The organism is Amycolatopsis sp. NPDC001319, assembly GCF_042896185.1.
In the GTDB taxonomy this organism is placed as follows: Bacteria; Actinomycetota; Actinomycetes; order Mycobacteriales; family Pseudonocardiaceae; genus Amycolatopsis.
On sequence record NZ_JBIAWY010000005.1, the window covers coordinates 801608 to 825985 of the forward strand.

Genomic DNA, 24378 nt, shown 5'->3' on the forward strand with positions numbered 1-24378 from the left:
GCACAGGTTTTCCAAGTGGTCCAGACCTTGCGGACAAACCGGTTGCCGGTGACCGGGACCGCGGAACGGGCGAACAATGCGGCCGTACCGGGTAATCTGGCTCTCGGCCTGGGGAGGGACCATGACTCGCAAGTTCGTCGCACCCACACTCATCGTGCTCGCCGTTCTGGTGATCGGGGCGCTCGTTTACGTCTTGTCGCGAACGACGCCGGCGGCACCCACGGCTTCGACCGCCCCGCACACCTGGGTCACGGTCACCGCACCGGTCGACGGCATCCGCCCCGGCCCGGACCCGGCCTCGGTCGTGATCCACGTGCTGCTGCCCGCCGGCGGCCCCGGCTGCTCGCGTTCACCGCGCGTCGAGACGATGTCCGAAACACCGGACGAGCTGGCCACCGCCATCCATGCCAACGTGGTCTTCGAATCATCGAATTCGGCCTACGGCGGTTGCCCCACAGAGCAACCCGCGGAGATCCCCTTCACCGCGACGGCCCCGATCGGCAACCGCGCTCTGGTGCTGAACAACGAAGCCTGGCACCGCACGGGCGCCACGTTCGCCCGCTGCGACGAGTTCCTCGGCTGCACACCGCCGGCCGATCACTGTGCGGACGAGTGGGTCGACCGGGCGGTGTTCGACCTGGACGTGCCGGTGAAGCACCTGCACGGGGTGCGCGACGTGCTCGCGTGTGACGGGCAGTGGCTGGTGTTCGACCTCAACCGGCACGTCGGCGACTGCCCGGTCGACGGCACGAGCTGCGTTCCCGGGACCGGGCCCGTGCAGCGTGTCGTCTACTCGTGGGAGGCGCGGGGCTGGAAGCAGGAGAACGGCACGAAAACCGGGACCTGCGAAGAAATCCGCGCCGCGCTGCCGCAGTTTCCCCAGGCGTTGTGCGGGAAGTTGCCGCCGCGCCGTTAGCCGGACCAGGGCGACGCGTTGTCGAAATACGCGTCGTCTTCTGCGGAGGCGGAGGGACGAGCGGAATTGCGTCGGGTCGGCCGGGCGAGCCGTTCCGAGCGGAGCCGCTGGAACTCCTCCACGGTCATGCCCGGGTCGTCGTCGGCGGAGCGCGCCGGGGCGGGTTGGCCGGAGAGCTGCTCGATCAGCAGCGTCACGTCTTCTCCCAGCTGGAGCGCGACTTTGTTGTAGCAGTCCTGCGTGGCCTCGACCATCGCCAGCCGCGTGACCTCGAGGATCAACGCGGCCAGCCGCGCCGGGTCCGCGTCGGTCACCGACGGCGCCAGCCAGAGCCGGCGCAACGCACCGAGGGCGTCGACGGTGACCTCGACCGTGCCGTCGAGGGCGTGGGCCGAGCCGCGCGCGTCGGCCATCAGGGCGGCGACTTGCGACAGCGCGGCCTCGCGGGCGCGGGCCTGGTCGATCAGCTCACGAGTACTGGGCATCGGGATCATCCTCGGTCAGCCGTTCGTACCCCAGCGACGCCAGCTGGTCCTGGTCGAGCACCGGCGAAAGGACCTCGTTCATCCGGTCGCCCGCGCGGCGCGTGGCTCGGTTCGAAAGCTCCATGATCAACGCCGCCAGCGCGTCCGAGCCGGAACGCAAAGCAGCACGCGAAATCCCGAGATCCACCAGCAAGCCGCCGGGCGCCACCGACACGGCGACCCCGTGCGACTCCGCCTTGCCCACCACCGGGCCCGACCGCGCGAACCTCGCGGACGCTTCCGCACCGGCGCGCGCGGAAGCGTCCGCGATGCGCGCGGCTTCCAGGCCGACATCGAACTCAGCCACCAAACCTCACCCCGTCGGCCGGTAGAAACCGATGAACTGCTGACCCGCGTTCGTCGTGCGGATCTTGCTGACCTGCACGGGATCGCCCGCCTCGACCATCTGCCCGTCGCCGATCACCATGGCGACGTGGCCGGACCACACCACGAGGTCGCCGGGCAGCAGCTGGTCGATCGACGGCACCTCGGCACCCACGGTCTGCTGGCGGGCCGTGCGCGGCAGCTGCAAACCCGCGTCCTGGTACGACGTCATGGTCAACCCGCTGCAGTCGAGCCCCTGCCCGCGCGCGGTGCCGCCCCACACGTACGGCACGCCGAGCTGCGACAACGCGGCGCGCACGGCCTTCGCGGCCGTCTCGTTGGGCGCCTTCACCGTCCGCCCGCCGGGCAGGTTGATGTCGACGCCCGTGCCCGGCTGCGGCGGGATCGCCACCGGCAGCCGCGGCTTCCCGACGAAACCACCACCACCGCCGTCGCTCCCACCACCGCCGTCGCTCGCACCACCGCCGCCCGCGTGCGCGCCGTTGCTGTTGAACGATTGCGGCACGTGCGTCGACGACGCCGCGCTGGTCGTGGTCGAGTCCGCCCCGGCGAGCTGCCGGCCCAGCGAGGTCAGCTGGTTGATCGTCTGCTCCGAGAACGTGGCTGCCTGCCCGGTGAGCTGCCCGATCTTCGTCTGCAGTTGCAGCAGGATCTGCCTGGCCGCGGCCGCGCGGCTCTCCGGCGGCTGGATCCCGTTGACGGCCTGCAGCGCCTTCATCGACGCCGCGATCTCCCGCACGATCTGGTCGCGCACCTGGTCGTTGCGGATCTCGCCGACGTGCAGTGTCTCGGCCGCCGCGGCCACGGCCTTCTCGATCTCGGCGCTCTCGTCGAGCAGGTCCTGGATCTCCTTCTCCAGGCCCTGCGACGTCGCGGCCGCGCGATCGGCGGTGTAGCCCGACGCGGAATCGGCGAGCTGAGAACGCTGCGCGCCGGCCTGGTCCCGGACCTGGCCGACGGACGCCTGCAGCGCCACGTGCCCGTCACGCGCGCCGTGGAGGGCACCCGGGTCGTGCTTGAGCTTGGCCGCGAACTGGTTCGTGGTGTCCAGCCCGCCGCGTACGACCTGCTCGACCTCGGCCGTCACCGAAGCCTGCGGAGCGCGTCGCCGTGTTCCTCCTCCACCGCGGCGAAGTTGCCCTGCGTGCGCCGCGCGGCCTCGCCGACCTGGTGCCACCCACCGCCGAGGGCGTGCAGCCGCTCCTGAAGCGAACGCATGCGCGCGCCGTACGCGCCGGAGAAGCCGGACTCGTGGCCCATGTCGGAGAAACCGACCGTCACGTGCGGGGCGAGGTGTCGCGAGCCCGCCTGCCGGACGTCGTCGCCGAGTGGATCGACCTGACGCGCGTACGTCTCGTAGGCGCCGTCCTCGGCGTGAAAACCAGAATGAAAACCGGACACAACCCGCCCCTCCCCTGAGCCGAGAGGGCCAGGTTAACGGACGGGTTGTGCCCGGACAGGCGAAATGACCGGATCAGGTGGTCAGCTGCCGGTGCCGGTCAGCACGCCGGTGAGCCAGTCGCCCTGGGTGGAGATGGCCTTGCCGTTGACCGCGACGGTCGGGGTGCCGAAGCCGTGCGCGCCGTTCGGGAAGTCCTGGGCCAGGTTCGGGTCGTTCTCCGTCTGCTGGAAAGCGGCCTGGATCTGCTGGTTGTAGGTCCCGGCGTTCACCGCCTGGTCGAACTTCGGGTCGGTGATGCCCAGGTCGTGGCCGAGCTTGATCAGCTGCGCCTTGTCGTAGCCGCGCCCGCCTTCTTCCGGCTGGCTCTTGAACAGCGCGTCGTGGAACGCGGTGAACTTCTGCGACGAGACGGCGGCGAGCGCCGCGTTGGCCGAATCGAGCGAGTAGCCCGGCGGGTCCGAGCTCTCGTTGAGCAGCGTCACCATGTGGTACCGGACGGTCAGCTGGCCGCTGTTGACGGCCTGCTCCATCTTCGGACCGTAGGTGTCCTGCAGCTGCTTGCAGTACGGGCACAGGAAGTCGGCGTACAGATCGATGGTCTTGGGTGCGCCGGGCTTGCCGACGGAGACGACCACGCCGTCGAGCTTCTCGACCACGCCGGGGCCGAGCGTCGTGGACGTGGTCGGCGCGATGGCCGTGCCCTCGGTCGAGTTCTTGCTCGAGTTGATCCACACGACGCCGCCGATCACCACCGCGGCGACGACCACGACCGCCACGACAACGGCGATGATCTTGTTCCGGTCGCCCGAGGCACCCCTCGCCTGCGCGACCGACTTCGCGGCCTGCGCCTGGCGTTGGCGCTTCCGCGCTGCTTCACCCACGGTTCCTATTTCCCTTCAACGATGCCCGCGTTGTTCGCGAGCGCCGCGGAGCTCCCGGTCTCCACGGAATCCTCCACAGCGGAATCCTCCACCGCCGCGCGGCGCCGTCCCCAGCCGAGCCAGCCGTCGACCGAGAACAACGAACGCGGACGCACCATCAGCCACACGGCCAGCACCGCGAACCCGGTGTCCCGCAGGATCTCCTGCGGGTACTGGGTCTGGCCGGCGGCCACGTGGCCGCCGCCGCCGAAGCACCCGCAGTCGATGCTCAGCCCGCGCGCCCACGATTGCGCGATGCCCGCCACGAGCACGGCCAGCATGACCAGCGCCGCGGTGGCGACCCAGCGCGTGGCCAGGCCGAACAGCAGCAGCAGGCCCAGCACCAGTTCGACCAGCGGCAACGCGGTCGCGACCGGCCGGACCAGCGCGCTCGGCAGCACGTCGTAGGCCTGCACGGCGATGAACGTCTGCCCCGGCGAGGCCAGTTTTATGGCACCCGAAACGAGCCACACGGCGGCGAGCCCGAGGCGGGCGAGGGTGCCGATGGTGTCGAGCGCGGGTTGGGGCAGTCGTCGCACACGCTTAGGCTAGCCGCCGGACCTGAGAACTTCGTGAGTTGTCAACACCCACCGACGGGAGGCGAGCATGCGAGTTCGCGCGGTGGTCACCGCCCTGTTGCTGCTGGTCACGTGCGTGGCCTGCGGTCCGGGGACGGTTTCGCCCGGCGATTCGCTCGTCAAGCGCGCGCGTGACGGTGACCACCTCACGATCGGGATCCGCTTCGACCAACCCGGCCTCTCGCAGCGCACGATCGACGGCCGGTTCGTGGGCTTCGACGTGGACGTCGCCAAGTTCGTCGCCGGCCAGCTGGGCGTGGACCCGGCCCACATCACGTGGCACGAGACCACGCCGGCCACGCGCGAGTCGGATCTCACCTCCGGCAGCGTCGACCTCGTGGTGGCCACCTATTCGATCACCGACAAGCGCAAGCAGCTCGTGTCGTTCGCGGGGCCCTACTTCGTCACCGGACAGGACCTGCTGGTGCGGCTCACATCGTCGGACATCACCGGTCCGGAGAGCCTCAACGGCCGTCGCCTGTGCTCGGTCACCGGCTCGACGCCGGCCCAGCAGGTGCGCGACAAGTTCGCGCAGGCCGTGCAGCTCGTCGAGTACCCGAGATACCCCGATTGTGTGACAGCCCTGCTCGCCGGCCAAGTCGACGCCGTGACCACCGACGCGGTGATCCTCGCCGGCTACGTCGCGCAGGACCCCGAGCTGCTGCGCGTGGTCGGGCACCCGTTCTCGACCGAGCGCTACGGCGTCGGCCTGCGCAAGGGCGACACCGAGGGCCAGCACGCCGTGGACGACGCCATCCGCAAGATGGTCTCGGACGGCGACTGGCTGCGGTCGCTGCAGGCCAACATCGGCCCGTCGAACTACCCGCTGCCGAAGCCGCCGGAGATCACCGAGCAGTGAGCCGCCTGGAAAACCTGCCTGACCTGCCCGTTCGCGCGGTGCTGCCCGACGTGCTGGCGGCGCTCGCCGACCACGGCACCGCCGTGCTGGTCGCGCCGCCCGGCACCGGCAAGACCACGCTCGTGCCGCTCGCGCTGGAGAACGGCGGCGGCCGCGTCGTGGTCGCCGAACCGCGCCGTCTCGCTGCCCGCGCCGCGGCTTCGCGGATGGCCGCGCTGCTGGGTGAACCGGTGGGCGAGACGGTCGGGTACGCGGTCCGCGGCGACCGGAAGGTGTCTCCGCGCACCCGGATCGAGGTCGTGACGTCGGGTCTGCTCGTGCGGCGCGTGCAGAACGACCCCGAGCTCGCCGGCGTCTCGACGGTGCTGCTCGACGAGTGCCACGAACGCCACCTCGACGCCGACCTGCTGCTCGCACTCCTGCTCGACGTCCGCGCCGGCCTGCGCGAAGACCTGCGGCTGCTCGCGACCTCGGCGACCGTCGCCGCCGGACGGCTCGCCGAATTGCTCGGCGACGCGCCGGTGGTGACCGCGCACGCCCGCACCTACCCCGTCGAGCTGACCTACCGCGCGCCCGCCCGTGGCGCGCGAATCGAGGCGACGGTCGCGTCCACGATCCGACTGGCACTGTCCGAAGGGGACGGTGACGTGCTCGCGTTCCTGCCCGGCGCCGGGGAAATCGCGCGCACGACCGCACAGCTGGGCTCGCTCGACGCCGACGTGCTGCCGCTGCACGGCCGCCTCACCGCCGCCCGCCAGGACGAGGCGCTGCGGCCCCGCGACCGCAGGCGCGTGGTGCTGGCGACGGCCGTCGCGGAGTCGAGCCTCACCGTGCCCGGCGTACGGTCCGTGGTGGACTCCGGGCTCGCCCGCGTACCGCGGGTGGACCACCGGCGCGGCCTGGCCGGGCTGGCGACCGTGCGCGTGTCCGCGGCCGTCGCCGAGCAACGCGCCGGACGCGCGGGCCGCGAAGCGCCCGGCCGCGCGTATCGCTGCTGGCCGGAGCACGAGCAGGCGACGCTGCCCGCGTACCCGGAGCCGGAGATCCGCACGGCCGAGCTCGCGCGGTTCGCGCTGGAGCTCGCGTGCTGGTCGACGCCGGACGGCAGCGGGCTGGCGTGGTGGGACCCGCCGGGCGAGGGCGCGCTGGCCGCCGCGCGCACGTTGCTGGTCACGCTGGGCGCGACGACCGCCGACGGCACCGTCACCTCGCGCGGCCGCCGGATGGCCGACCTCGGCCTGCACCCGCGGCTCGCCCGCGCGCTGCTCGACGGGTCCGCCGCCGTTGGTACGCGCGCGGCCGCCGAGGTCGTGGCACTGCTCGACGCGGGCGCGCAGCTGACCGACGTCGAGGCCGAGCTGCGGCGCCTGCGCAGCGGCACGGACGACGCGGCGCGGCGGTGGAAAACGGAGGTCCGGCGGCTTTCGGGTCTGGTGAAATCCCCGGGGAGCGCGGGCAAACCCGACGCCGCGCTGGTCGTCGCGCTGGCCCATCCCGAACGGCTCGCGAAACGCCGGACCGGCAGCACGCCCGTGTACCTCATGGCCGGCGGCACCGCGGCGGAGCTCCCCGCGGGCAGTGGCCTCGGCGACGCCGAGTGGCTGGCCGTCGGCGAAGCCACACGTGACCCCGGCCGCGTGCAGGGCAAGATCCGGCTCGCCGCCGTCGCCGACGAAACCCTGGCCGTGCGAGCCGCACCCGCACTGGTGTCCGAAGTGGACGAAGTCGCATGGGACGGCGACGTCGTCGCCCGGCACGTCCGCCACCTCGGCGCCATCGTGCTCGCCGAACGTCCGCTGCGCTCACCGCAACCCGAACTCGTGCACGACGCCCTGGTCACCGGCCTGCGTACCGAAGGCCTCGGCCTGCTGCGCTGGAGCGAAGAGGGCCGCCGCCTGCGTGAGCGCATGGCCTTCCTGCACCGCACTCTCGGCGCTCCGTGGCCGGCCGTGGACGACGACACCCTGCTGTCCGAGGTGGACACTTGGCTCGACCTCTCCCGTGCTCGGCGCCGCGCCGACCTTGCCACGATCGACGTCGGCAGTGCCCTGCGCGGCCTACTGCCGTGGCCCGAAGCCGCGCGGCTGGACGAACTGGCGCCCGACCGTCTCGAAGTCCCGTCCGGCTCGCACTACCGAGTGGACTACACCGGCGACCAGCCCGTGCTCGCGGTGAAGCTGCAGGAAACGTTCGGCTGGACCGCCACCCCGACCGTCGCCGACGGCCGCGTCCCCGTGCTGCTGCACCTGCTCTCCCCCGCCGGCCGGCCCGCCGCAGTGACGGCCGACCTGGAGTCGTTCTGGCGCACCGGGTACGCGGCCGTGCGCGCCGACCTGCGCGGCCGGTACCCGAAGCACCCGTGGCCCGAGGACCCGGCGACGGCCAAGCCGACGCGCCACACCACCCGCCGGTCGCGCTGACCCCTGCCGAAGGTCGGGGGTCGCGCGAGCCGGAAGTCCGATGCCCGCGGTGCCCCTCGAACCGCAGACTTCCTTCCCAAGGGATCGAACCCATGGGAGGGCACATGATCACGCTTCGCGGATTGACGAAGCGCTACGGGGAGAAGACGGTCGTCGACGGGCTCACGTGCGTCGTCGCACCAGGCAGCGTCACCGGGTTCCTCGGGCCGAACGGATCGGGCAAGTCGACGACCATGCGCATGACGGTGGGCCTCGACCGGCCCACGGCGGGCAGCGTGCTGGTGAACGGCAAGCCGTACGCCGAGCTCAAGCACCCGCTGCGCGAGGTCGGCGCGCTGCTCGAAGCGAAGGCACTGCACCCGGGCCGTAGCGCCGGGCGCCACCTGCTCGCGATGGCGCGCAGCAACGGCATTCCGGCGTCACGCGTCGAGGAGGTGCTGGCGACAGTCGGGCTCACCGACGTCGCCGGCAAGCGAGCGGGCCAGTTCTCGCTCGGCATGGGACAGCGGCTGGGAATCGCGGGCGCGCTGCTCGGCGATCCCGGCGTGCTGATGTTCGACGAGCCGGTGAACGGCCTCGACCCCGACGGCGTGCGCTGGGTGCGCCAGCTCATGCGCTCGCTCGCCGAGGAGGGTCGCACGGTGTTCGTATCGAGCCACCTGATGAGCGAGATGCAGCTGACGGCCGACCACCTCGTGGTCATCGGCAAGGGAAAACTGCTGGCCGACGCGCCCGTCGACGAGTTCATCGCCGGCAACTCGCTCAGCTCGGTCTCGGTGCGCGTGCCCACGCCCGTCGAGCGCGACACGCTCGCCCGGCACCTGCTCACACGCGGTGCCGCGGTGGAACCCGGCGAGGCCGACGAGCTGGTGGTGACCGGCGCCGGGGTCGGCGAAGTCGGCGATCTCGCCCACGAGCTGGGCGTGCGGCTGCACGGCCTCGGCGAGCGGACGGCTTCGCTGGAGCAGGCGTACATGGAACTGACCGCTTCGTCGGTGGAATACGGGGTGACGGCATGACGACCACGCAGGTACGCGCGGGCGGCGGGCTTTCGGGGGCCGTCGCGTCGGAGTGGACGAAGTTCTGGTCGGTGCGCAGCACGTGGTGGAGCCTCGCCGGCGGCGTGCTGCTGATGCTGCTCTACAGCGGCGTTTCCGGGCTGTCACAACGGCTTGGGGACACCAGTCCGCCGCAGGGCCCGCACGACATCGTGGTCAACGGCTCGATCTACCTCACCGAGTTCTGCGTGATCGCGGTGGCCACGCTGTTCGTCACGAGCGAGTACGCCAGCGGCAGCATCCGCTCGACGCTGCAGTGGGTGCCGGTGCGCTCGACGTTGGCGCTGGCGAAGGCGGCCGTGCTGGTGCCGGTGCTGTTCGCGTACGGCGTGGTGGTGGCGCTGCTCGGCATGGCGACCGCGGCGGTGCTGATGCCGGGCGCGGCGCTGACGACCACGTTCGGCGACGGGTTCGCGGCGGCCGCGGGCATGGGGGCGTACTTCGCGCTGCTGGGCGTGCTGTGCGCGGGCATCGGTTTCGCACTGCGCAGCGCGGCGGGGACGATCGTGGTGACGATGGTACTGCTGTTGCCGTTGCCGATGCTGCTTTCCGCTTATGTGGCGCCGGAGATCATGAACTACTTCCCGGCGTTCGCGGGGATCAGCGGGATGGTGCCGGCCGGGGAGACGAATCCGTTGCTGGGTGGGGTTTCGCCGTACTCGCCGTGGGTGGGCGTGCTGATCTGCCTGGTGTGGGCGGCGGCGGGGCTGTTCCTCGGCACTTCGGTGCTGAAGCGGCGTGACGCCTGATCGGGTTTTGCGTTTCGTGGCGGGGCCTCTTGCGAGGGGCCCCTTCACTGCGTGCTGGGAATGCCGAGTCCATTGAGGACGGCACGGGCCCCCTCGGCGAGCTCTTCCTGATCGGGCGGATTCGTCGACCCGGTGCCGGCGAGGGCGTCGAAGATCGAGCCGTCGAGCCAGTTGAGGAGCACGCGGGCGTGGCGCTCGGGATTCGTGGAGCCGGCGGCGCCGAGGAGCGCGACGCAGAGCTCGCGGATTTCGAGGCCGCCGGCGTCGTAGGCCGCGCGCAGCTCCGGGCGGCGGGTGGCTTCGAGGGCGAACTCGTAACGGGCGAGCATGCGGGAGCGGCCGACGGTGATGGCGGCGTGGACCGTCGAGGCGAGCACCTCGGCGATGTCCTGCGCGGCCGGGTCGATGTCCGACTGGTCGAGCTCCACCATGCGCTTGATCGCGAGCTCCAGCAGCGCGGCGCGCGTGCGGGCGTAGTACGACGTCGAGCCCGCCGGCAGCCCCGCGGCCCGGTCGACGGCCCGGTGGGTGAGCCCGCGCATGCCGTCGGCCGCGATCACCTCGATGGCCGCGTCGCCGATCGCCGAAATCCTGTCCACGATCCGCACACTACAGGTGTAGAGTCCTCTACAAACGTAGAGGAGACGGTCATGGAGCAACGGCACGCGGTCGTGATCGGCGGGGGCATCGTGGGGCTGAGCGCGGCCGTGGGGCTGCACCGCACCGGCTGGCGGGTGACGGTGTACGAGCGGGCGCCGGAGTTCTCGGCCATCGGCGCGGGGATCTCGATCTGGCCCAACGCGCAGCGGGCGCTGGCGGAGCTGGGCGTCGACGCGCCGCTGCAGCCCCAACGCGACGGCACCGTGCTCGACCGGCACGGCCGCCGGCTGGCGACGTGGAGCCAGGACGCCTACGTGCAGCGCTACGGACTGCCACTCGCCGCGATCCACCGTGCGGACTTGATCACCGCGCTGTCCGCCGAGTTGCCTGCATCAAGCCTGCACACGGGGGTCGACGTGCTGTCCGCAACCCCGGACGGGCTGGTCACGCACGCTTCCGGCACCGTCCGCGCAGACCTGGTGGTCGCCGCCGACGGCATCCACAGCCCGATCCGCACCTCGCTCTACCCGCACTCGCGCGTGGCCTACAGCCGCGGCACGGCCTTCCGCGGCGTCGCCGAACTGCCCGGCGCCGAGCTGAGCCTCCAGTGGGGCCGCGGCACCGAAATCGGCGCCCTCCCCCTGCGCGACGGCCGCGTCTACTGGTGGATCGCCGAGGCCCGCCCGGAAGGCATCCGCCACGCCGACCCGCGCGCCTACCTGCTTTCGCGGTACCCCTTGTGGCGCACGCTGATCGCCTCCTCACCCGAAGTCCTGCACCACGACCTGCGCCACCTGGCCACGCCGCTGCCCTCCTACGCCCACCACCACCTCGCCCTCCTCGGCGACGCCGCCCACGCCATGCCGCCCTACCTGGGCCAGGGCGGCTGCCAGGGCATCGAGGACGCGGTCGTGCTGGCCGCCTGCCTGGCCGGGACTTCCGACGTGGCCTCCGGCCTACGCGACTACGACGCCCTGCGCCGCTCGCGCAGCCAGCGCGTCTGGCGAACGTCGATCCGCGCGGGCTCGCTGGGTCCGCTGTTGCGCAACCCGGTCGGGGCCGCCGTGCGCACCGCGCTACTGCGGCTGGCCCCGCCGTCGGCGATGGCTCGGGCGGAGAACTGGATCAACGACTGGCAGCCGCCACGCCTGCCCCGAACCAGCGCTGCCGCCGACCACCCGTGACACGCGGGTTCCCACGCACACCAGCGGCCATTGCGCAGCGCGGCCGGCGCGTCGGCCGACCTGTGCGCGGTGCGGCGCGGGCCTCTTGTCTCGCTGTCGGCCGGCGGCCGCGGGGTGGCGAAGCGCACCCAACGCGACATTGGGGTGGTCCGGCGATCAGCGGCTCGGTTTACTCCGCTTCGCCGCCGACCAGGCCGGCCTCGTAAGCCGTGATCGCGGCCTGGACGCGGTTGCGGGCGCCCAGGCGGGTGAGGATGGTGCTGACGTGGGCTTTGACCGTGCCTTCGACGACGAACATGCGTGCGGCGATGTCGGCGTTGGACAGGCCCGTCGCGAGGTGTGTGAGGACTTCGCGTTCGCGGGTCGTCAGGGCGGCGATGCGGTCGCGGGCCGCCGCGCCACGGGTGAGAGCGCCGCCGGAGAGGCGGGCGATGACGCGGGACGCGACCTTCGGGGAGAGGAACGCGGCGCCGTCCGCGACGGCGTGGATGCCCGACAGCAGTTCGCGGGGGTCGCCGGCCTTCAGCAGAAAGCCGCTGGCGCCGAAGCCCAGGGCGCGTTCGATGTAGGCGTCTTCGCCGAAGGTCGTCAGGATGATCACGCCGGCGTCCGGCAGCACGCGGCGGATCTCGGCGCCCGCGGCGAGGCCGTCGAGGACCGGCATGCGGATGTCGAGCAGCACCACGTCGGGCCGGGTGGCCAGGGCCTGGGCCACGGCTTCACGGCCGTCGGCGGCTTCCGCGACGACCTCGATGCCGGCGTCGGCCGCCAGGATCGCCGCGACGCCCGCGCGGATCATGGCCTCGTCGTCGGCCAGCAGCACCCGGATCACGGTTCGTCCTCACTGTAGAGATCCTTCGTCACGAGCCGGTCGCCCTCGAAGCAGAGCCGAATCGCGGCGTAACGCACGTTCCACCAGCTGCGCGAAGTGCCGTAGTACTCGCACGTGCTCCCGGCGGGCTTCGGCGGCTCGCCGTACTGCGGTTTCAACAGCCGTTGCTGCGAAGGCAGCAGCGGTGCGATCGACTCCCGCGTCGCCCCCAGCCGGATCTGCTGATAGACCCCCATCGACACCTCCGAGCCGTACCACTGCACGAGGAACGCCACCCCGCTGCCGCCGATCACCACGCCGAACAACGCCAGCGGGATCACGATCGCCTGCACCAGGCTGCGCCGCACGTCCCGCCGTGCCAGTTCCCACTCGCGCGCCGACTCGGACTGCTCGACGTCGGCGTCCACCTCGGAAGCGGGCCCCGGAGCGGCGTCGTGCGGCAGCGTGGCCACGACCTCGAAGCCGCCCCCCGCATCGGGCCCCGCCCGCAGCGCACCCCCGACGAGCCGGACGCGCTCACGCAGCCCGATCAGCCCCCGCCTGCCCGACGCCCCCGGCAACGGACCCGCGGGCGGCCGCGCGTTCACCACCCGGATCTCGGTGCTCGCCGGCGAGCTGAGCACCCGTACGGTCACGGCCGCGCCCGGCGCGTGTTTCGCGACGTTCGTCACCGCCTCCTGCACCACGCGGTACGCCGCCCGGGCGACCATCGGCGGCGCCGCCTCGAGACTGTCCACTTGCGACTCGATCAGCAGCCCCGACGCGCGGGCCCGCTCCAGCAGCTCCCCCAGGTCACCCTGCACGGGCTCGATCGGCGCCGCGTCCTCGCGCAGCACGCCGATGATCTCGCGCAGCCGCTCGGTGGCCGTCGCGGCGTTGGCGCGCAGGTCGCCCGCCGCGGCGCGTTGCGTGTCGTCGAGACCACCCGCCACTTCGAGAGCCGCCGCGCGCACGGCGATGAGGCTCAGCTCGTGGCCCAGGGAATCGTGCATGTCACTGGCGATCCGCGCGCGTTCCCGCAGCCGGGCCTGGTCGGCGACAAGCTGCTGGCGGCTCTCCATCTCCTCCGCCCGCCGCCACCCCGCGCGCGCCAGCTCGCGCCGCAGCCGTACGTGGCGCCCCAGCAGCCACGGCGCGACCCCCGCGAACGCGAGCACCCCGAGCATCGCGCCCCACGCGCCGAACCCGGCCGAGGGCAACACGAACGCCACGGGCAGCCCCGCGAGCGCGATCGCCGAGCACGTGAGCACGGCCACGCGCACCTGCGTCATCCGGAGACCGGCGAGGTACCCCACGGTGACCATGAGGAAGACCTCCCACACGGCCACGCGCCCGCCCCAGCCGAACGCCACCACCACGGCCGTGGCCATCGTGACGATCAGCGACACCGTCGGCAGCCGGCGCCACGCGGCGACCGACACCGTTGTGGCGGCCAGCCCGAAGATCAGCTCCCACGGGTTGGGGTTGTTCGTGGCGTCGATCGCGACGACGCCGGACAGGAAGACCCAGAGCAGGACGTCGAGCACCACTCGCCACCTGCGCCTGGTCACCTCCTTCATGGGACCTGACGCTACAAGGCCCGCGACGGCGGTCACCACTGTCGAAAGTCAACCGCTGAGGCATGATGGCTGACCATGGCTGAGCGCACACTCGCCGAGCAGCTCGGCGGCCCCCTGCCCGAGGGCATCGAAGCCCTGCCCGAAGACGCGCGGCAGGACCTCGCCGCCGCGTTGCGCGACGCCCGGCACCGGCAGGCCAAAGCCCTCGCCCAGGCGGGTGAGGAAGGGCTGAAGTACGTGCCGGCGCTCCTGCGCGGCGCCGTCCGCAAGGCGGTCGGGCTGTGAACCCGGAGATCCTCAAGCTCGCGCGCGTGCTCGACGTCGAACCCGAACGGCTGGCCTACCTCGCCGACGTGGACGTCGCCGACCTGCAGCTGTTCCGCGAACAGGTCACGACCACGCTGTTCGACGCGAACCTCGTCGTGCTCGAACGCATGGCGCTCGCCAGCCGGCTGCTGCCCGCGCCCGTGGTCGCGAAGATCGCCGAGAAGGTGTTCGGACCACTGCTGTGCGCGCGGATCGCCGGGCTGGTGGACGTCTCGCGCGGCGTGGACGTCGCGAAGCGGCTGCCGCCGAAGTTCCTCGCGTCGGTGGCGGCGGAGCTGGACCCGCGGCGTGCGACGTCGATCATCACGCGCATCCCGCTCGACACCGTGGTCGCGGTGGCCGCGGAGCTCACGCGGCGGGAGGACTGGATCACGCTCGGGCGGTTCGTCGGGCACCTGCCGGACCCGACCGTGCGGCGCAGCCTCGCCGTGCTCGAAGACGCCGCGCTCCTGCGCACCGCGTACGTGCTGGACGACAAAACGCGCATCGACCACGTGATGGGCCTGCTGCCCGAAGGACGGCTGCCGCGGCTGATCCGCGCGGCCGGCGCCGACGAATCGCTGTGGGAACCGGCGCTCGACGTGTTGACCAATATGGGAAAAGCTCGCCGAGAAGCGGTGTTGCCGCTGCTCGACGAGCTTCCGGACGAACTACGCGGCCGCGCTCAGGCCGCGATCAAGTAGATCCCGTACGCGACCACCGCCGCGCACACGGCGAAGCACACGATGGAGCCCGTGAACGCCGCGACGCCCGAGCCGCCTTGTTCCCGGGCGGATTCGCGCGCCGAAAGCCCGCGGATGCCGTAGGCGAACAGCACCGTGAGCACCACGGCCGCGGCCAGTGCGACGACGAAGACGGTGCCGAGGGCACCCCAGTCGATGTCCATGTCCGCTCCCTCAGGCCGCGACCGGAGTGGCCTTGGCGGCGTCCGGCGCGTCGTTGATGGTGTTGGCGCTCACCGGGTTGCGGCGCGACGCGAGCCAGATGCCCAGCGCCACGAGCACCCCGACGGCGCCGATGAGGATCGTGCCCCAGCTGCCGCGGGTCGAGACCGCCGCCGCGATGGCGCCGACGACGGCTGCCGCCGGCAGCGTGAGCACCCAGGCGATGACCATCTTGCCCGCGACGCCCCAGCGGACCTCCGCGAGCTTGCGGCCGAGGCCCGAGCCGATGATGCCGCCCGAGGTGACGTGGGTCGTCGACAGCGCGAAGCCGAGGTGCGACGACGCCAGGATCACGGCTGCGGAGCTGGTCTCCGCGGCGAAGCCCTGCGGCGTCTGGATCTCGGTGAGCTTCTTGCCCATGGTCTGGATGATGCGCCAGCCGCCGAGGTACGTACCGGCCGCGATCGCGAGGCCGCACGCCCCGATGACCCACAGCGGCGGGTTCGAGCCCGGCGCGAGCGTGCCGCCGGCGATGAGCGTCAGCGTGATGACACCCATGGTCTTCTGCGCGTCGTTGGTGCCGTGGGCGAGCGAGACGAGGCTGGCCGAGAGGACCTGACCGGTCTTGAAACCCTTGCCCACCACGCCTTCCTTGGCCTTCTCCGTGATGCGGTAGGTCAGGAACGTGCCGACGAGTGCCACGATCCCGGCCACGATCGGCGACGCGACCGCGGGGATCAGCACCTTCTCGACGACCTTGCCGAAGTGCACGGCGTCCGCGCCCGACGCGATCCACGTCGCGCCGATCAGACCGCCGAACAACGCGTGCGAAGAACTCGAAGGCAGGCCGACGAGCCACGTCACAAGGTTCCAGATGATGGCGCCGACCAACCCCGCGAAAATCACCACCGGGGTGACCTTCGTGTCGTCGACGATGCCGCCGGAAATCGTTTTCGCGACCTCGATCGACAGGAACGCCCCGACCAGGTTCAGCACGGCCGAAATGGCGACGGCGATTCTGGGCTTGAGGGCTCCCGTGGCAATGGAAGTGGCCATGGCGTTGGCCGTGTCGTGGAACCCGTTGGTGAAGTCGAAGGCGAGTGCCGCGACGATCACCACCAGGACAATGAGGGAAAAGTCCATGGGCGTTTCTCCAGCTCGGTGGTCGTGCTGTTTAGAAGCTACCCATCAACCGAGCGACGCCTAATCTCGTACGAGTGGCCTCTGGTTGAACTCTGCGTAAACGAGGGCAAGGCCGGGCAAGTCCAATTCCCGCGTTCACCTGGTGATCAACCAATCGACTAGCCAGGTTGGGTGAATCCGTGTTTGCACCGTTAATTCTTGATGTCGGAATTAGGAGCTTTGGGTGGTGCCAGCCCTACCTCGGATACTCCGGTCCAGCCCAGTGCTTCGGCGGCGTTCGGCTGCGACGGTGGTGGTCCCACCACGAGAGGGGCCGTCCGGATGACCGCCACGGCAAGCGTTTCCCGTTCGACTCGACGCCATCTCGGCTGGGCGGCGGCCGCCACCGTCGCGTCCGGGGTGCTCATCCACTTCGGGCTGGGGTTCGAACCAGTCGCCGTGCTGGCGTGGCTGGCGCCGCTGCCCGTGTTTCTCTTGGCGCCGCGCACGAGCGCGTGGGTGGCGAGCGTGGCGGCGTTCCTCGCCTACCTGGGCGGAAGCGCCGGCAGCTGGCACTACTTCCTGAACTCGCAGACGGTGCCGGTGCCCGCCGCGCTCGCGATCCTGCTGGGGTCGCCGGTGCTGTTCGCGGCGACGGTGGCGCTCTTCCGCCGGCTCGTGCGGGTGGGCCGGCCGGTGCTCGCGACCGTCGCGGCGCCAGCGGTCTGGACCGCGGTGCTGTACGGCGTTTCGGTGGCCAGCCCGTTCGGCGTGATGGGTACGTTCACGACCAGCCAGGGCGACCAGCCCGACGTGCTGCGCCTCGCGTCGGTGCTCGGCGGGTGGGGTGTGGAGTACCTCGTGCTGCTGGTGCCGGCCGCACTCGCCGCGGTGCTCGCGCCCGGCGTCCGGGCGTCGGCGCGGGTCGGCATCACCGTGGTGACGGCCGGGGCGGTCGGCGGCGCGTTGGCGTTCGGTGCCGCGTCCGCTTCGGCTGCGGTGGGCCAGGTGCGCGTCGCCACGGTCGCCCGCAGCGTGCCGGCGTGGGCGGCGGACCCGGACACTCCTGCCGGCCAACGGGTTCTCCAGTCCTATGTGGACGCGCTCACGGCGTTGCCGGCCGATGTCCGCGTCGCCGTGCTGCCGGAGGCCGCGTTCGGCACCGACCGCGCCCGGCTGGTGGGCGTCACCGGGCCGTTGGCCGCCGTCGCCCGCGCCAAGAACCTCCACGTCGTGACCGGCGCGATCGTGACGGACGCTGGTCACGAGGCCGACAACACCGCCCTCGACGTGCCCCCGGCCGGCCCGACAGTTGAATACCGCAAGTGGCGCAACGGTTTCTCGCCTCTCGCCTCCGGCCACGACCTCGCCCACCTCGCGGAACAGCCCATCGGGCTCGAGGTCTGCATGGACGTCAACGTCCCGTCGCCCACCCGCGACTACGCCCGCGCCGGCACCGGCCTGGTGCTGATTCCCGCCTCCGACGAGGACGTCGACGGCTGGCAGCACAGCCGCACCGCGCTGCTCCGCGGCGTCGAGCACGGTGTGTCCGTGGCCTGGAGCGCCACCCGCGGCACGTCGCTCCTGAGCGACCCGCGCGGCCACGTCCTCGCCCAGGCCCGCACCGGCGCGGCCCCCATGGCCGTCGCCGTCGCCGACGTCCCCCTCGGCACGGGCGACACGCTCTACAGCCGCTTCGGCGACTGGTTCGCCTGGCTCTGCTGCCTGGTGGCCGTGGCCGGGCTCGCCTTCACCCGCGGCCGCACCGCTCGCCCTTGAGGGCAGCGACCGTGCCCCCGCTCGCATTGGCGTTCCATGATCATCACGGCCTACGGTGGGGAGCGTGAACTACCAGGGCACCCGCGTCACACACCTCCACTCCACGCCCGTGCGAGCGCACCGGTGACCGGGCTGCGCGAGGCGACGCTGCAAATCGGCAACCACCGGCACACCGGCCTCGCCACCGGCCCGGACGACGGCGAACCCGTCCTGCTGCTCCACGGCTGGCCCGAGTTCGCCGACTCGTGGACCGCCGAACTCCACGCCCTCGGCGACGCCGGCTACCACGCCCTCGCCGTCGACCAGCGCGGTTACGCCCGCGAAGCGCGCCCGACCGGCGTCGAGCACTACTCCATCGACGCCCTCGTGACCGACGCACTGTCCTTTGCGGACACGCTCGCCGCCACCGGCGGCCTCGCGGGCGCCGAAGCGGCCGGTGCCCCGGCCGCTGCCGGGGAACCGAGGCGTTTCCACCTCGTTGCCCATGACTGGGGCGGCATGGTCGCCTGGGTGCTCGCCACGCGGCACCCCGAGCGGCTCAAGTCGCTCACCGTGCTCTCGACTCCGCACCCCGGAGCCCTGAAGCAGGCAGCGCAGGACGAAGACCAGCAGAACCACGACCTCGACTACGTCCGCTTCTTCCGCGCGCCCGGCGGGGTCGCCGAGGCGTCGATGCTGGCGGACGGCGCGGCCCGCCTGCGGGCGGCCTACGCGGGCCGCGTCCCGGAGCACCAGGTCGAGCGCAACGTCGCCCGCCTCGCCGAGCCGGGCGCCCTCACCGCGACGCTCAACTGGTACCGCGGCGCCACCGACGACGAGTTCACCGTCCCCGCCGGCCGCATCACCGTGCCCACGCTCTACGTGTGGGGCGCCCAGGACACCAAGCTCGGCCGCACGGCCGCCACGAACACCGCGGAGTTCGTGGACGCCGCCTACCGCTTCGAGATCTTCGAGGACGCCGGCCACTGGCTGCCGGAGGAAGCGGCCGACCGCGTCAACCCGCTCCTGCTCGCACACCTGTCAGCACACCGCTGAGGTTTCACGCCATCCGCTCACCCCGCCGCCACACCGAGTGCGTGAGCGGCACGCCCGGCCGGTAGGCCAGGTGCGTCACCGAAGGCGCGTCGAGCACGTGCACGTCGGCCCGCGCGCCCGGCCGCAGGTAGCCGACGTCGTCGCGCTGCAGCGCCCGCGCGCCCCCGGCGGTGGCCGACCACACGGCTTCCGCCACCGTCATGCGCATCTGCAGCACGGCCGTGGTCACGCAGAACGCCATCGACGTCGTGTACGAGCTGCCCGGATTCGCGTTGCTGGCCAACGCGACCGTCGCGCCCGCGTCGAGCAGCCGCCGCGCCGGAGCCAGCGGTTGCCTTGTCGACAAATCGCACGCCGGCAGCAGCGTCGCCACCGTGTGCGACGCCGCCAGCGCCTCGACGTCCTCCTCACTCAGGTACGTGCAGTGGTCCACGCTCGCCGCACCCAGCTCCACCGCGAGCCGCACGCCGGGACCCTCGCCGAGCTGGTTGCCGTGCACCCGCAACCCCAGGCCACGCTCCGCCGCCGCCTTGAGCACCCGCGCCGACTGGGCCTCGTCGAATGCCCCCGTCTCGGAGAACACGTCGGCCCACCGCACGTGGGGCGCCACCGCCTCCAGCATCTCGCCGCACACGAGGTCCACATAGGACTCCGCGTCGGCGCCCGGCGGCACGAGGTGCGCGCCGAGGTAGGTGACCTCGTCGGCCACCGTCGCCGCGATCCGCGCCGAGCGCGCCTCGTCGGCGACAGTCAGCCCGTACCCGGTCTTGGTCTCCAGGCAGGTGGTGCCCTGCGCGGCCGCCTCCTCGACGTGCCGGCGCAGGTTCGCCGCCAGCTGCTCGTCGGAAGCCTCCCGCGTCGCCCCGACCGTGACGGCGATTCCGCCCGCGGTGTAAGGCTTTCCGGCCATCCGCGCTTCGAACTCGGCCGTGCGGTCACCCGCGAACACCAGGTGCGTGTGGCTGTCGACCCAGCCGGGCAGCACCGCCCGCCCCTCGACGTCCACGCGCTCGTCGGCCACCGGCGCCTGCGCGGCCGGCCCGGCCCACGCGACGACACCACCGTCGAGCACGAGCGCCGCATCGTGCAGCTGGCCCAGCTCGGGGTCGTTGGTGGTGAGCTCACCGATTCCCGTGATCAGAACTGCCACAGCGCCTCGATCTCCTCGGCCAGTACGGCCTCCGGTCGCTCCACGAGCAGGTGCGCGCCGTCGCGCACCACCTCGCGACCCGCCACCACGACGTGCCGCACGTCCGCGGCTCCCGCCGCGAACACCACTCCGGACGGCTCGATCCCCGCCGTCCGCACGGAATCCAGTGCCACCGTCACCAGATCCGCCCCGGCACCGACGGCCAGCCGGCCCACCTCCGGCCACCCGACGGACGCGTGATCGGTCCCCGCCGCCAGCAGTTCGTCGGCGGTGAAGCGGCCGCGTTCCTCGCTGGCCAAGCGGTCGTCCAGCTCCAGCGCGCGGGTCTCCTCGAACGCGTCGACCACCGCGTTGCTGTCGCTGCCGACACCCAACCGGACACCCGCGTCGAGCAGCCGCCGCGCGGGGCCGATGCCGTCGCCGAGGTCGCGCTCGGTCGTCGGGCAGAAGCACGCGGCGGACCGCGCGTCACCCAGCCACTTCACGTCCTGGTCGGTCAGGTGCGTCGCGTGGACGGCGACCAGCCGCTCACCCAGCACGCCGTGCTCCTGCAGCAACCCGGTCGGCGTCCAGCCGTACGCCGCCTCGCACTGCTCGTTTTCCGCCCGCTGCTCGGAGAGGTGGATGTGCAACGGCCGATCGCCGGGCACACCCTCGTTCACGGTCGGCAAATCGCCGGCCGGCACCGCCCGCACCGAGTGGATGGCTCCACCGACACGGAACAGCTCGTCTTCCGTCAGCGACGCCACCCGCGAAGCCCACTTCTCGGCCGAGCCGTCGGAAAACCGCTGCTGCACCTCGTCCGGCGGCACGTCGATCCCGCCCGAGAGGTAACACGTGTCGAGCAGCGTCAGCCTGATCCCCGCGTCACGCGCGGCTTGCCGCAACGCGTCGCCCATCGCGTTCGGCGACGCGTATGGCTTCCCGCCCGGCGCGTGGTGCAGGTAGTGGAACTCGCCGACGCTCGTGTACCCGCCGAGCACCATCTCCGCGTAGACCCCGCGCGCGAGCCGGTAGTACGCCTCCGGATCGAGCCGCGCCGCCAGCGAGTACATCCGCTCGCGCCACGTCCAGAACGTGCCGCGCTCGTGGTGCGTCCGGCCCCGCAACGCCCGGTGGAACGCGTGCGAGTGCCCGTTGGCGAACCCGGGCAGCGTGAGCCCGGCCAGGACGGTCCCGGACCTCCGCGTGCCCGGCGTGACCGACGTGATCCGCCCGTCGCGCACCACGAGCAGCACGGCCTCGGCGATCCCGCCGGGCAGCCAGGCCCGTTCGCACCAGTACGTGGTCATGCCGCCAGCCGCTCCAGCACCTCGGCGAGCGCCCGCGCGCCGGCCTCCACGTCGTCGGTCTCGGCGAACTCCTCCGGCGAGTGGCTGATGCCGGTGGGGTTGCGCACGTACAGCATCCCGGCGGGCACGAACCCGGCCAGGATCGCGGCGTCGTGGCCCGCGCCGGTCGGCAGCTCAGGCACCCCGCCGAGCCATCCCCCGAGGTCACGCCTCAGCTTCTCGTCGAACACGACGTCGTCGGAGTACGACTCGCGCGTGACGGTCAGCGAGCAGCCCTCCGCCTCCGCCGCGGCCCGAGCCACCTGCGAGATGTCCTCGACGAGCTCCGGCGTCACCGTGCCCGGTACGCGCGCGTCGAGCCACAGGTCCACAGTGGACGCGATGACGTTGGTGCCACCCGGCGTCGGCACGAGCCGGCCGACGGTCGCCCGCGCGTCCGCCCGCGTCTTCGCCAGTCGCCGCACCGCCACGACAGTCTCGGCCGCGGGCAGCATCGGGTCCACGCGGTCGGCGATCAACGTCGCGCCGGCGTGATTTCCCTGGCCGGCGAACGAGAACCGCCACCGCCCGTGGGCGATCACCGTGCTGCCGACCGCCACCGCCGAGCCGAGGTCGATCAGGCCGCGGCCCTGCTCCACGTGCAGCTCCAGGAACCGGCCGATGAGCCCCAGCCGCTCCGGCTCCGCGCCGATCCGGTCCACGTCGAGGCCGGACTTCGCGGCCGCCTCCCAGAACGTGACGCCGTCGGGGTCGCGCAGCGCTCGCGCCTTGTCGGCGTCGATCGTGCCGGTCATCAATCGCGAACCGAGACACGGCACGCCGAACCGGCCGCCCTCCTCCTCGGCGAACACGACCACCGCGAACGGCTTGGCCGAACGGAACCCCTTGTCCTGCAACGCTTCCACGGCCGCCAGCGCACTTGTCACGCCGAGCGGGCCGTCGAACGCGCCGCCGCCCGGCACCGAGTCGAGGTGGCTGCCGGTCACCACGGCGTCCGGCCCCGGCGCGCCCCACCAGGCCCAGAGGTTGCCGTTGCGGTCGGTCTCGACGTCCAGGCCCAGCCGCTGCGCGCGTTCGACGAACCACGTGCGCAGGTCGTGCTCCGGCGCGTCGAACGCGTGCCGCGAGTAGCCGCCGCGCTTCGCGTCGCGCCCGACGTCGGCGATCTCGCCGAGCAATCCGGTAGTGCTCACGCGTTGTCCCGCATCGGAATCCGCACGCCACGCTCGTCGGCGACCTCGGCGGCGTGGTCGTACCCGGCGTCGACGTGGCGGATCACGCCCATGCCCGGGTCGTTCGTGAGCACGCGCTCGAGCTTCTGCGCGGCCAGTGCCGTGCCGTCGGCGACGCTGACCTGGCCCGCGTGGATCGAGCGGCCCATGCCGACGCCACCACCGTGGTGGATCGACACCCAGCTCGCACCCGACGCGGTGTTGACCAGCGCGTTGAGCAGCGGCCAGTCGGCGATCGCGTCGGAGCCGTCGGCCATGGCCTCGGTCTCGCGGTACGGCGAGGCGACACTGCCGGAGTCGAGGTGGTCGCGCCCGATCACCACGGGCGCCTTGAGCTCACCGCTGGCCACCATCTCGTTGAACCGCAGGCCCGCGAGGTGGCGCTCGCCGTAGCCGAGCCAGCAGATCCGCGCCGGGAGCCCCTGGAACGCCACGCGTTCGCCGGCCATCTTGATCCAGCGGGCCAGGGACTCGTTCTCCGGGAACAGCTCCAGCATCGCGCGGTCGGTGGCCGCGATGTCCTCGGGGTCGCCCGAGAGCGCCGCCCAGCGGAACGGGCCGTTGCCCTCGCAGAACAGCGGGCGGATGTAGGCGGGCACGAAGCCGGGGAAGTCGAACGCGCGCTCGCAGCCGCCGAGCTTGGCCTCGCGGCGCAGGGAGTTGCCGTAGTCGAAGACCTCGGCGCCGGCGTCGAGGAAGCCGAGCATGGCGGTCACGTGGTCGGCCATGGACACGCGCGAGCGGTCGGTGAACTCGTCGGGCTTCTTGGCCGCGTAGTCGTGCCAGTCGTCCACGCTGACACCCTTGGGCAGGTACGACAGCGGGTCGTGCGCGGAAGTCTGGTCGGTGACGATGTCGACCTCGACGCCGCGGCGCAGCAGCTCCGGCAGCACCTCGGCGGCGTTGCCGACCACGGCCACCGACAGCGGCCGGCGCTCCTTCTTCGCGGTGGTGACGCGCTTGACGGCGTCGTCGAGGTCGTCGGCCACCTCGTCGAGGTAACGCGTCTCGACGCGGCGGTGCGCGCGCTGCGGGTCGCATTCGACGACGAGCGCCACGCCGTCGTTCATGGTCACCGCGAGCGGCTGCGCGCCGCCCATGCCGCCGAGACCCGCGGTCACGGTGAGCGTGCCGCGCAGGCTGCCGCCGAACTTCTTCTTCGCGACGGCGGCGAACGTCTCGTAGGTGCCCTGCAGGATGCCCTGCGTGCCGATGTAGATCCACGAACCGGCCGTCATCTGGCCGTACATCGTAAGGCCCTGCTGCTCGAGGCGGCGGAACTCGGGCCAGGTCGCCCAGTCGCCGACCAGGTTCGAGTTCGCGATCAGCACCCGCGGCGCCCACTCGTGCGTGCGGAACACGCCCACGGGCTTGCCCGACTGCACGAGCAGCGTCTCGTCGTTGTCCAAAATGGTCAGTTCACGGGTGATCGCGTCGAAGCTCGGCCAGTTGCGGGCGGCCTTGCCGGTGCCGCCGTAGACGACCAGGTCCTCGGGCCGCTCGGCGACCTCGGGGTCGAGGTTGTTGTGGAACATCCGCAGCGCGGCCTCGGTCTGCCACGACTTCGCGGTGAGCTGCGTGCCGCGGGCGGCACGGACGGTGCGAGACATT

General features: G+C 72.1%; 25 protein-coding genes. 10 read left to right on the forward strand and 15 right to left on the reverse strand.

Annotated features, from left to right (window positions below):
- Window positions 1–121 precede the first annotated feature (121 nt).
- Window positions 122–916 carry a hypothetical protein gene (locus ACFY1H_RS22925; RefSeq protein ID WP_386949237.1) on the forward strand — a complete coding sequence of 265 codons (795 nt, stop codon included), beginning with the start codon at window positions 122–124 and terminating at the stop codon, window positions 914–916.
- On the opposite strand, the gene ACFY1H_RS22930 is transcribed toward ACFY1H_RS22925, so the two are convergent.
- The 6 genes from ACFY1H_RS22930 to ACFY1H_RS22955 form a co-directional block, all read right to left on the reverse strand.
- Window positions 913–1401: a YbaB/EbfC family nucleoid-associated protein gene (locus tag ACFY1H_RS22930; protein WP_386949240.1), complete on the reverse strand. Its 489-nt coding sequence runs from the start codon at window positions 1399–1401 to the stop codon at window positions 913–915. The genes ACFY1H_RS22925 and ACFY1H_RS22930 overlap by 4 nt on opposite strands.
- Window positions 1385–1747: a YbaB/EbfC family DNA-binding protein gene (locus ACFY1H_RS22935; protein ID WP_366584463.1), complete on the reverse strand. Its 363-nt coding sequence runs from the start codon at window positions 1745–1747 to the stop codon at window positions 1385–1387. Before ACFY1H_RS22935 ends, ACFY1H_RS22930 begins: the two co-directional genes overlap by 17 nt.
- 6 nt (window positions 1748–1753) lie before the next feature.
- The gene (locus ACFY1H_RS22940) at window positions 1754–2872 is read right to left on the reverse strand and encodes a C40 family peptidase (RefSeq protein WP_386949243.1); all 1119 of its coding nucleotides are present in this window, start codon (window positions 2870–2872) and stop codon (window positions 1754–1756) included.
- The gene (locus ACFY1H_RS22945; RefSeq protein ID WP_386949246.1) at window positions 2869–3186 is read right to left on the reverse strand and encodes a hypothetical protein; all 318 of its coding nucleotides are present in this window, start codon (window positions 3184–3186) and stop codon (window positions 2869–2871) included. The genes ACFY1H_RS22940 and ACFY1H_RS22945 overlap by 4 nt, the downstream gene beginning before the upstream one ends.
- A gap of 81 nt (window positions 3187–3267) precedes the next feature.
- Complete coding sequence (locus tag ACFY1H_RS22950) at window positions 3268–4077, reverse strand: DsbA family protein (protein WP_386949409.1); 810 nt, start codon at window positions 4075–4077, stop codon at window positions 3268–3270.
- Window positions 4074–4613 (reverse strand): MauE/DoxX family redox-associated membrane protein, encoded by a 540-nt coding sequence (locus ACFY1H_RS22955; protein WP_386949411.1) that lies wholly within the window; start codon window positions 4611–4613, stop codon window positions 4074–4076. Before ACFY1H_RS22955 ends, ACFY1H_RS22950 begins: the two co-directional genes overlap by 4 nt.
- 100 nt (window positions 4614–4713) lie before the next feature.
- Here ACFY1H_RS22955 and ACFY1H_RS22960 point away from each other — a divergent pair, with 100 nt between their 5' ends.
- The 4 genes from ACFY1H_RS22960 (at window position 4714) to ACFY1H_RS22975 (ending at window position 9771) form a co-directional block, all read left to right on the forward strand.
- Complete coding sequence (locus ACFY1H_RS22960) at window positions 4714–5544, forward strand: glutamate ABC transporter substrate-binding protein (RefSeq protein ID WP_386949249.1); 831 nt, start codon at window positions 4714–4716, stop codon at window positions 5542–5544.
- Window positions 5541–7964 carry an ATP-dependent helicase HrpB gene (gene hrpB / locus ACFY1H_RS22965; protein WP_386949252.1) on the forward strand — a complete coding sequence of 808 codons (2424 nt, stop codon included), beginning with the start codon at window positions 5541–5543 and terminating at the stop codon, window positions 7962–7964. The genes ACFY1H_RS22960 and hrpB overlap by 4 nt, the downstream gene beginning before the upstream one ends.
- A 104-nt stretch (window positions 7965–8068) precedes the next feature.
- Window positions 8069–8983, forward strand: coding sequence for an ATP-binding cassette domain-containing protein (locus tag ACFY1H_RS22970; protein ID WP_354866916.1), 915 nt, complete (start codon window positions 8069–8071; stop codon window positions 8981–8983).
- Entirely contained in the window at window positions 8980–9771 is a 792-nt protein-coding gene (locus tag ACFY1H_RS22975; RefSeq protein WP_386949256.1) for an ABC transporter permease, read from the forward strand. The genes ACFY1H_RS22970 and ACFY1H_RS22975 overlap by 4 nt, the downstream gene beginning before the upstream one ends.
- 44 nt (window positions 9772–9815) lie before the next feature.
- On the opposite strand, the gene ACFY1H_RS22980 is transcribed toward ACFY1H_RS22975, so the two are convergent.
- Window positions 9816–10313, reverse strand: a complete 498-nt coding sequence (locus ACFY1H_RS22980) for a TetR/AcrR family transcriptional regulator (RefSeq protein WP_386949414.1) — start codon at window positions 10311–10313, stop codon at window positions 9816–9818.
- 108 nt (window positions 10314–10421) lie between these two features.
- Here ACFY1H_RS22980 and ACFY1H_RS22985 point away from each other — a divergent pair, with 108 nt between their 5' ends.
- On the forward strand, window positions 10422–11555 hold the full coding sequence (locus tag ACFY1H_RS22985; RefSeq protein WP_386949258.1) for an FAD-dependent oxidoreductase: 1134 nt from the start codon (window positions 10422–10424) through the stop codon (window positions 11553–11555).
- 169 nt (window positions 11556–11724) lie between these two features.
- Here ACFY1H_RS22985 and ACFY1H_RS22990 read toward each other — a convergent pair whose 3' ends face one another.
- On the reverse strand, window positions 11725–12387 hold the full coding sequence (locus tag ACFY1H_RS22990) for a response regulator transcription factor (protein ID WP_366584481.1): 663 nt from the start codon (window positions 12385–12387) through the stop codon (window positions 11725–11727).
- On the reverse strand, window positions 12384–13946 hold the full coding sequence (locus ACFY1H_RS22995) for a sensor histidine kinase (protein ID WP_386949261.1): 1563 nt from the start codon (window positions 13944–13946) through the stop codon (window positions 12384–12386). Before ACFY1H_RS22995 ends, ACFY1H_RS22990 begins: the two co-directional genes overlap by 4 nt.
- 75 nt (window positions 13947–14021) lie before the next feature.
- On the opposite strand from ACFY1H_RS22995, the gene ACFY1H_RS23000 reads away from it, so the two are divergent.
- Window positions 14022–14231 carry a hypothetical protein gene (locus tag ACFY1H_RS23000; protein WP_366584485.1) on the forward strand — a complete coding sequence of 70 codons (210 nt, stop codon included), beginning with the start codon at window positions 14022–14024 and terminating at the stop codon, window positions 14229–14231.
- Window positions 14228–14956, forward strand: coding sequence for a hypothetical protein (locus ACFY1H_RS23005; RefSeq protein WP_366584487.1), 729 nt, complete (start codon window positions 14228–14230; stop codon window positions 14954–14956). The genes ACFY1H_RS23000 and ACFY1H_RS23005 overlap by 4 nt, the downstream gene beginning before the upstream one ends.
- Here ACFY1H_RS23005 and ACFY1H_RS23010 read toward each other — a convergent pair.
- Window positions 14938–15159: a hypothetical protein gene (locus ACFY1H_RS23010; protein WP_366584489.1), complete on the reverse strand. Its 222-nt coding sequence runs from the start codon at window positions 15157–15159 to the stop codon at window positions 14938–14940. The two genes, ACFY1H_RS23005 and ACFY1H_RS23010, sit on opposite strands and share 19 nt — an antisense overlap.
- Window positions 15160–15169: 10 nt before the next feature.
- Window positions 15170–16300 (reverse strand): inorganic phosphate transporter, encoded by a 1131-nt coding sequence (locus ACFY1H_RS23015; protein WP_366584491.1) that lies wholly within the window; start codon window positions 16298–16300, stop codon window positions 15170–15172.
- A 321-nt stretch (window positions 16301–16621) separates the two neighbouring features.
- On the opposite strand from ACFY1H_RS23015, the gene ACFY1H_RS23020 reads away from it, so the two are divergent.
- Both ACFY1H_RS23020 and ACFY1H_RS23025 read left to right on the forward strand, forming a co-directional pair.
- Window positions 16622–18058, forward strand: a complete 1437-nt coding sequence (locus ACFY1H_RS23020) for a nitrilase-related carbon-nitrogen hydrolase (RefSeq protein ID WP_386949266.1) — start codon at window positions 16622–16624, stop codon at window positions 18056–18058.
- 123 nt (window positions 18059–18181) lie between these two features.
- On the forward strand, window positions 18182–19093 hold the full coding sequence (locus ACFY1H_RS23025) for an alpha/beta fold hydrolase (RefSeq protein WP_386949269.1): 912 nt from the start codon (window positions 18182–18184) through the stop codon (window positions 19091–19093).
- A 4-nt stretch (window positions 19094–19097) separates the two neighbouring features.
- Here the strand turns inward: ACFY1H_RS23025 and hutI are convergent, their stop codons facing one another.
- From hutI to hutU, 4 genes are read right to left on the reverse strand one after another with little or no spacing between them, the layout of a single operon-like run.
- Entirely contained in the window at window positions 19098–20243 is a 1146-nt protein-coding gene (hutI, locus tag ACFY1H_RS23030; RefSeq protein ID WP_386949272.1) for an imidazolonepropionase, read from the reverse strand.
- Complete coding sequence (locus tag ACFY1H_RS23035) at window positions 20231–21535, reverse strand: formimidoylglutamate deiminase (protein WP_386949274.1); 1305 nt, start codon at window positions 21533–21535, stop codon at window positions 20231–20233. The genes hutI and ACFY1H_RS23035 overlap by 13 nt, the downstream gene beginning before the upstream one ends.
- Window positions 21532–22728, reverse strand: a complete 1197-nt coding sequence (locus tag ACFY1H_RS23040; protein WP_386949277.1) for an allantoate amidohydrolase — start codon at window positions 22726–22728, stop codon at window positions 21532–21534. Before ACFY1H_RS23040 ends, ACFY1H_RS23035 begins: the two co-directional genes overlap by 4 nt.
- Window positions 22725–24377: a urocanate hydratase gene (gene hutU, locus ACFY1H_RS23045; protein ID WP_386949280.1), complete on the reverse strand. Its 1653-nt coding sequence runs from the start codon at window positions 24375–24377 to the stop codon at window positions 22725–22727. Before hutU ends, ACFY1H_RS23040 begins: the two co-directional genes overlap by 4 nt.
- Between the last annotated feature and the right edge of the window lies 1 nt (window position 24378).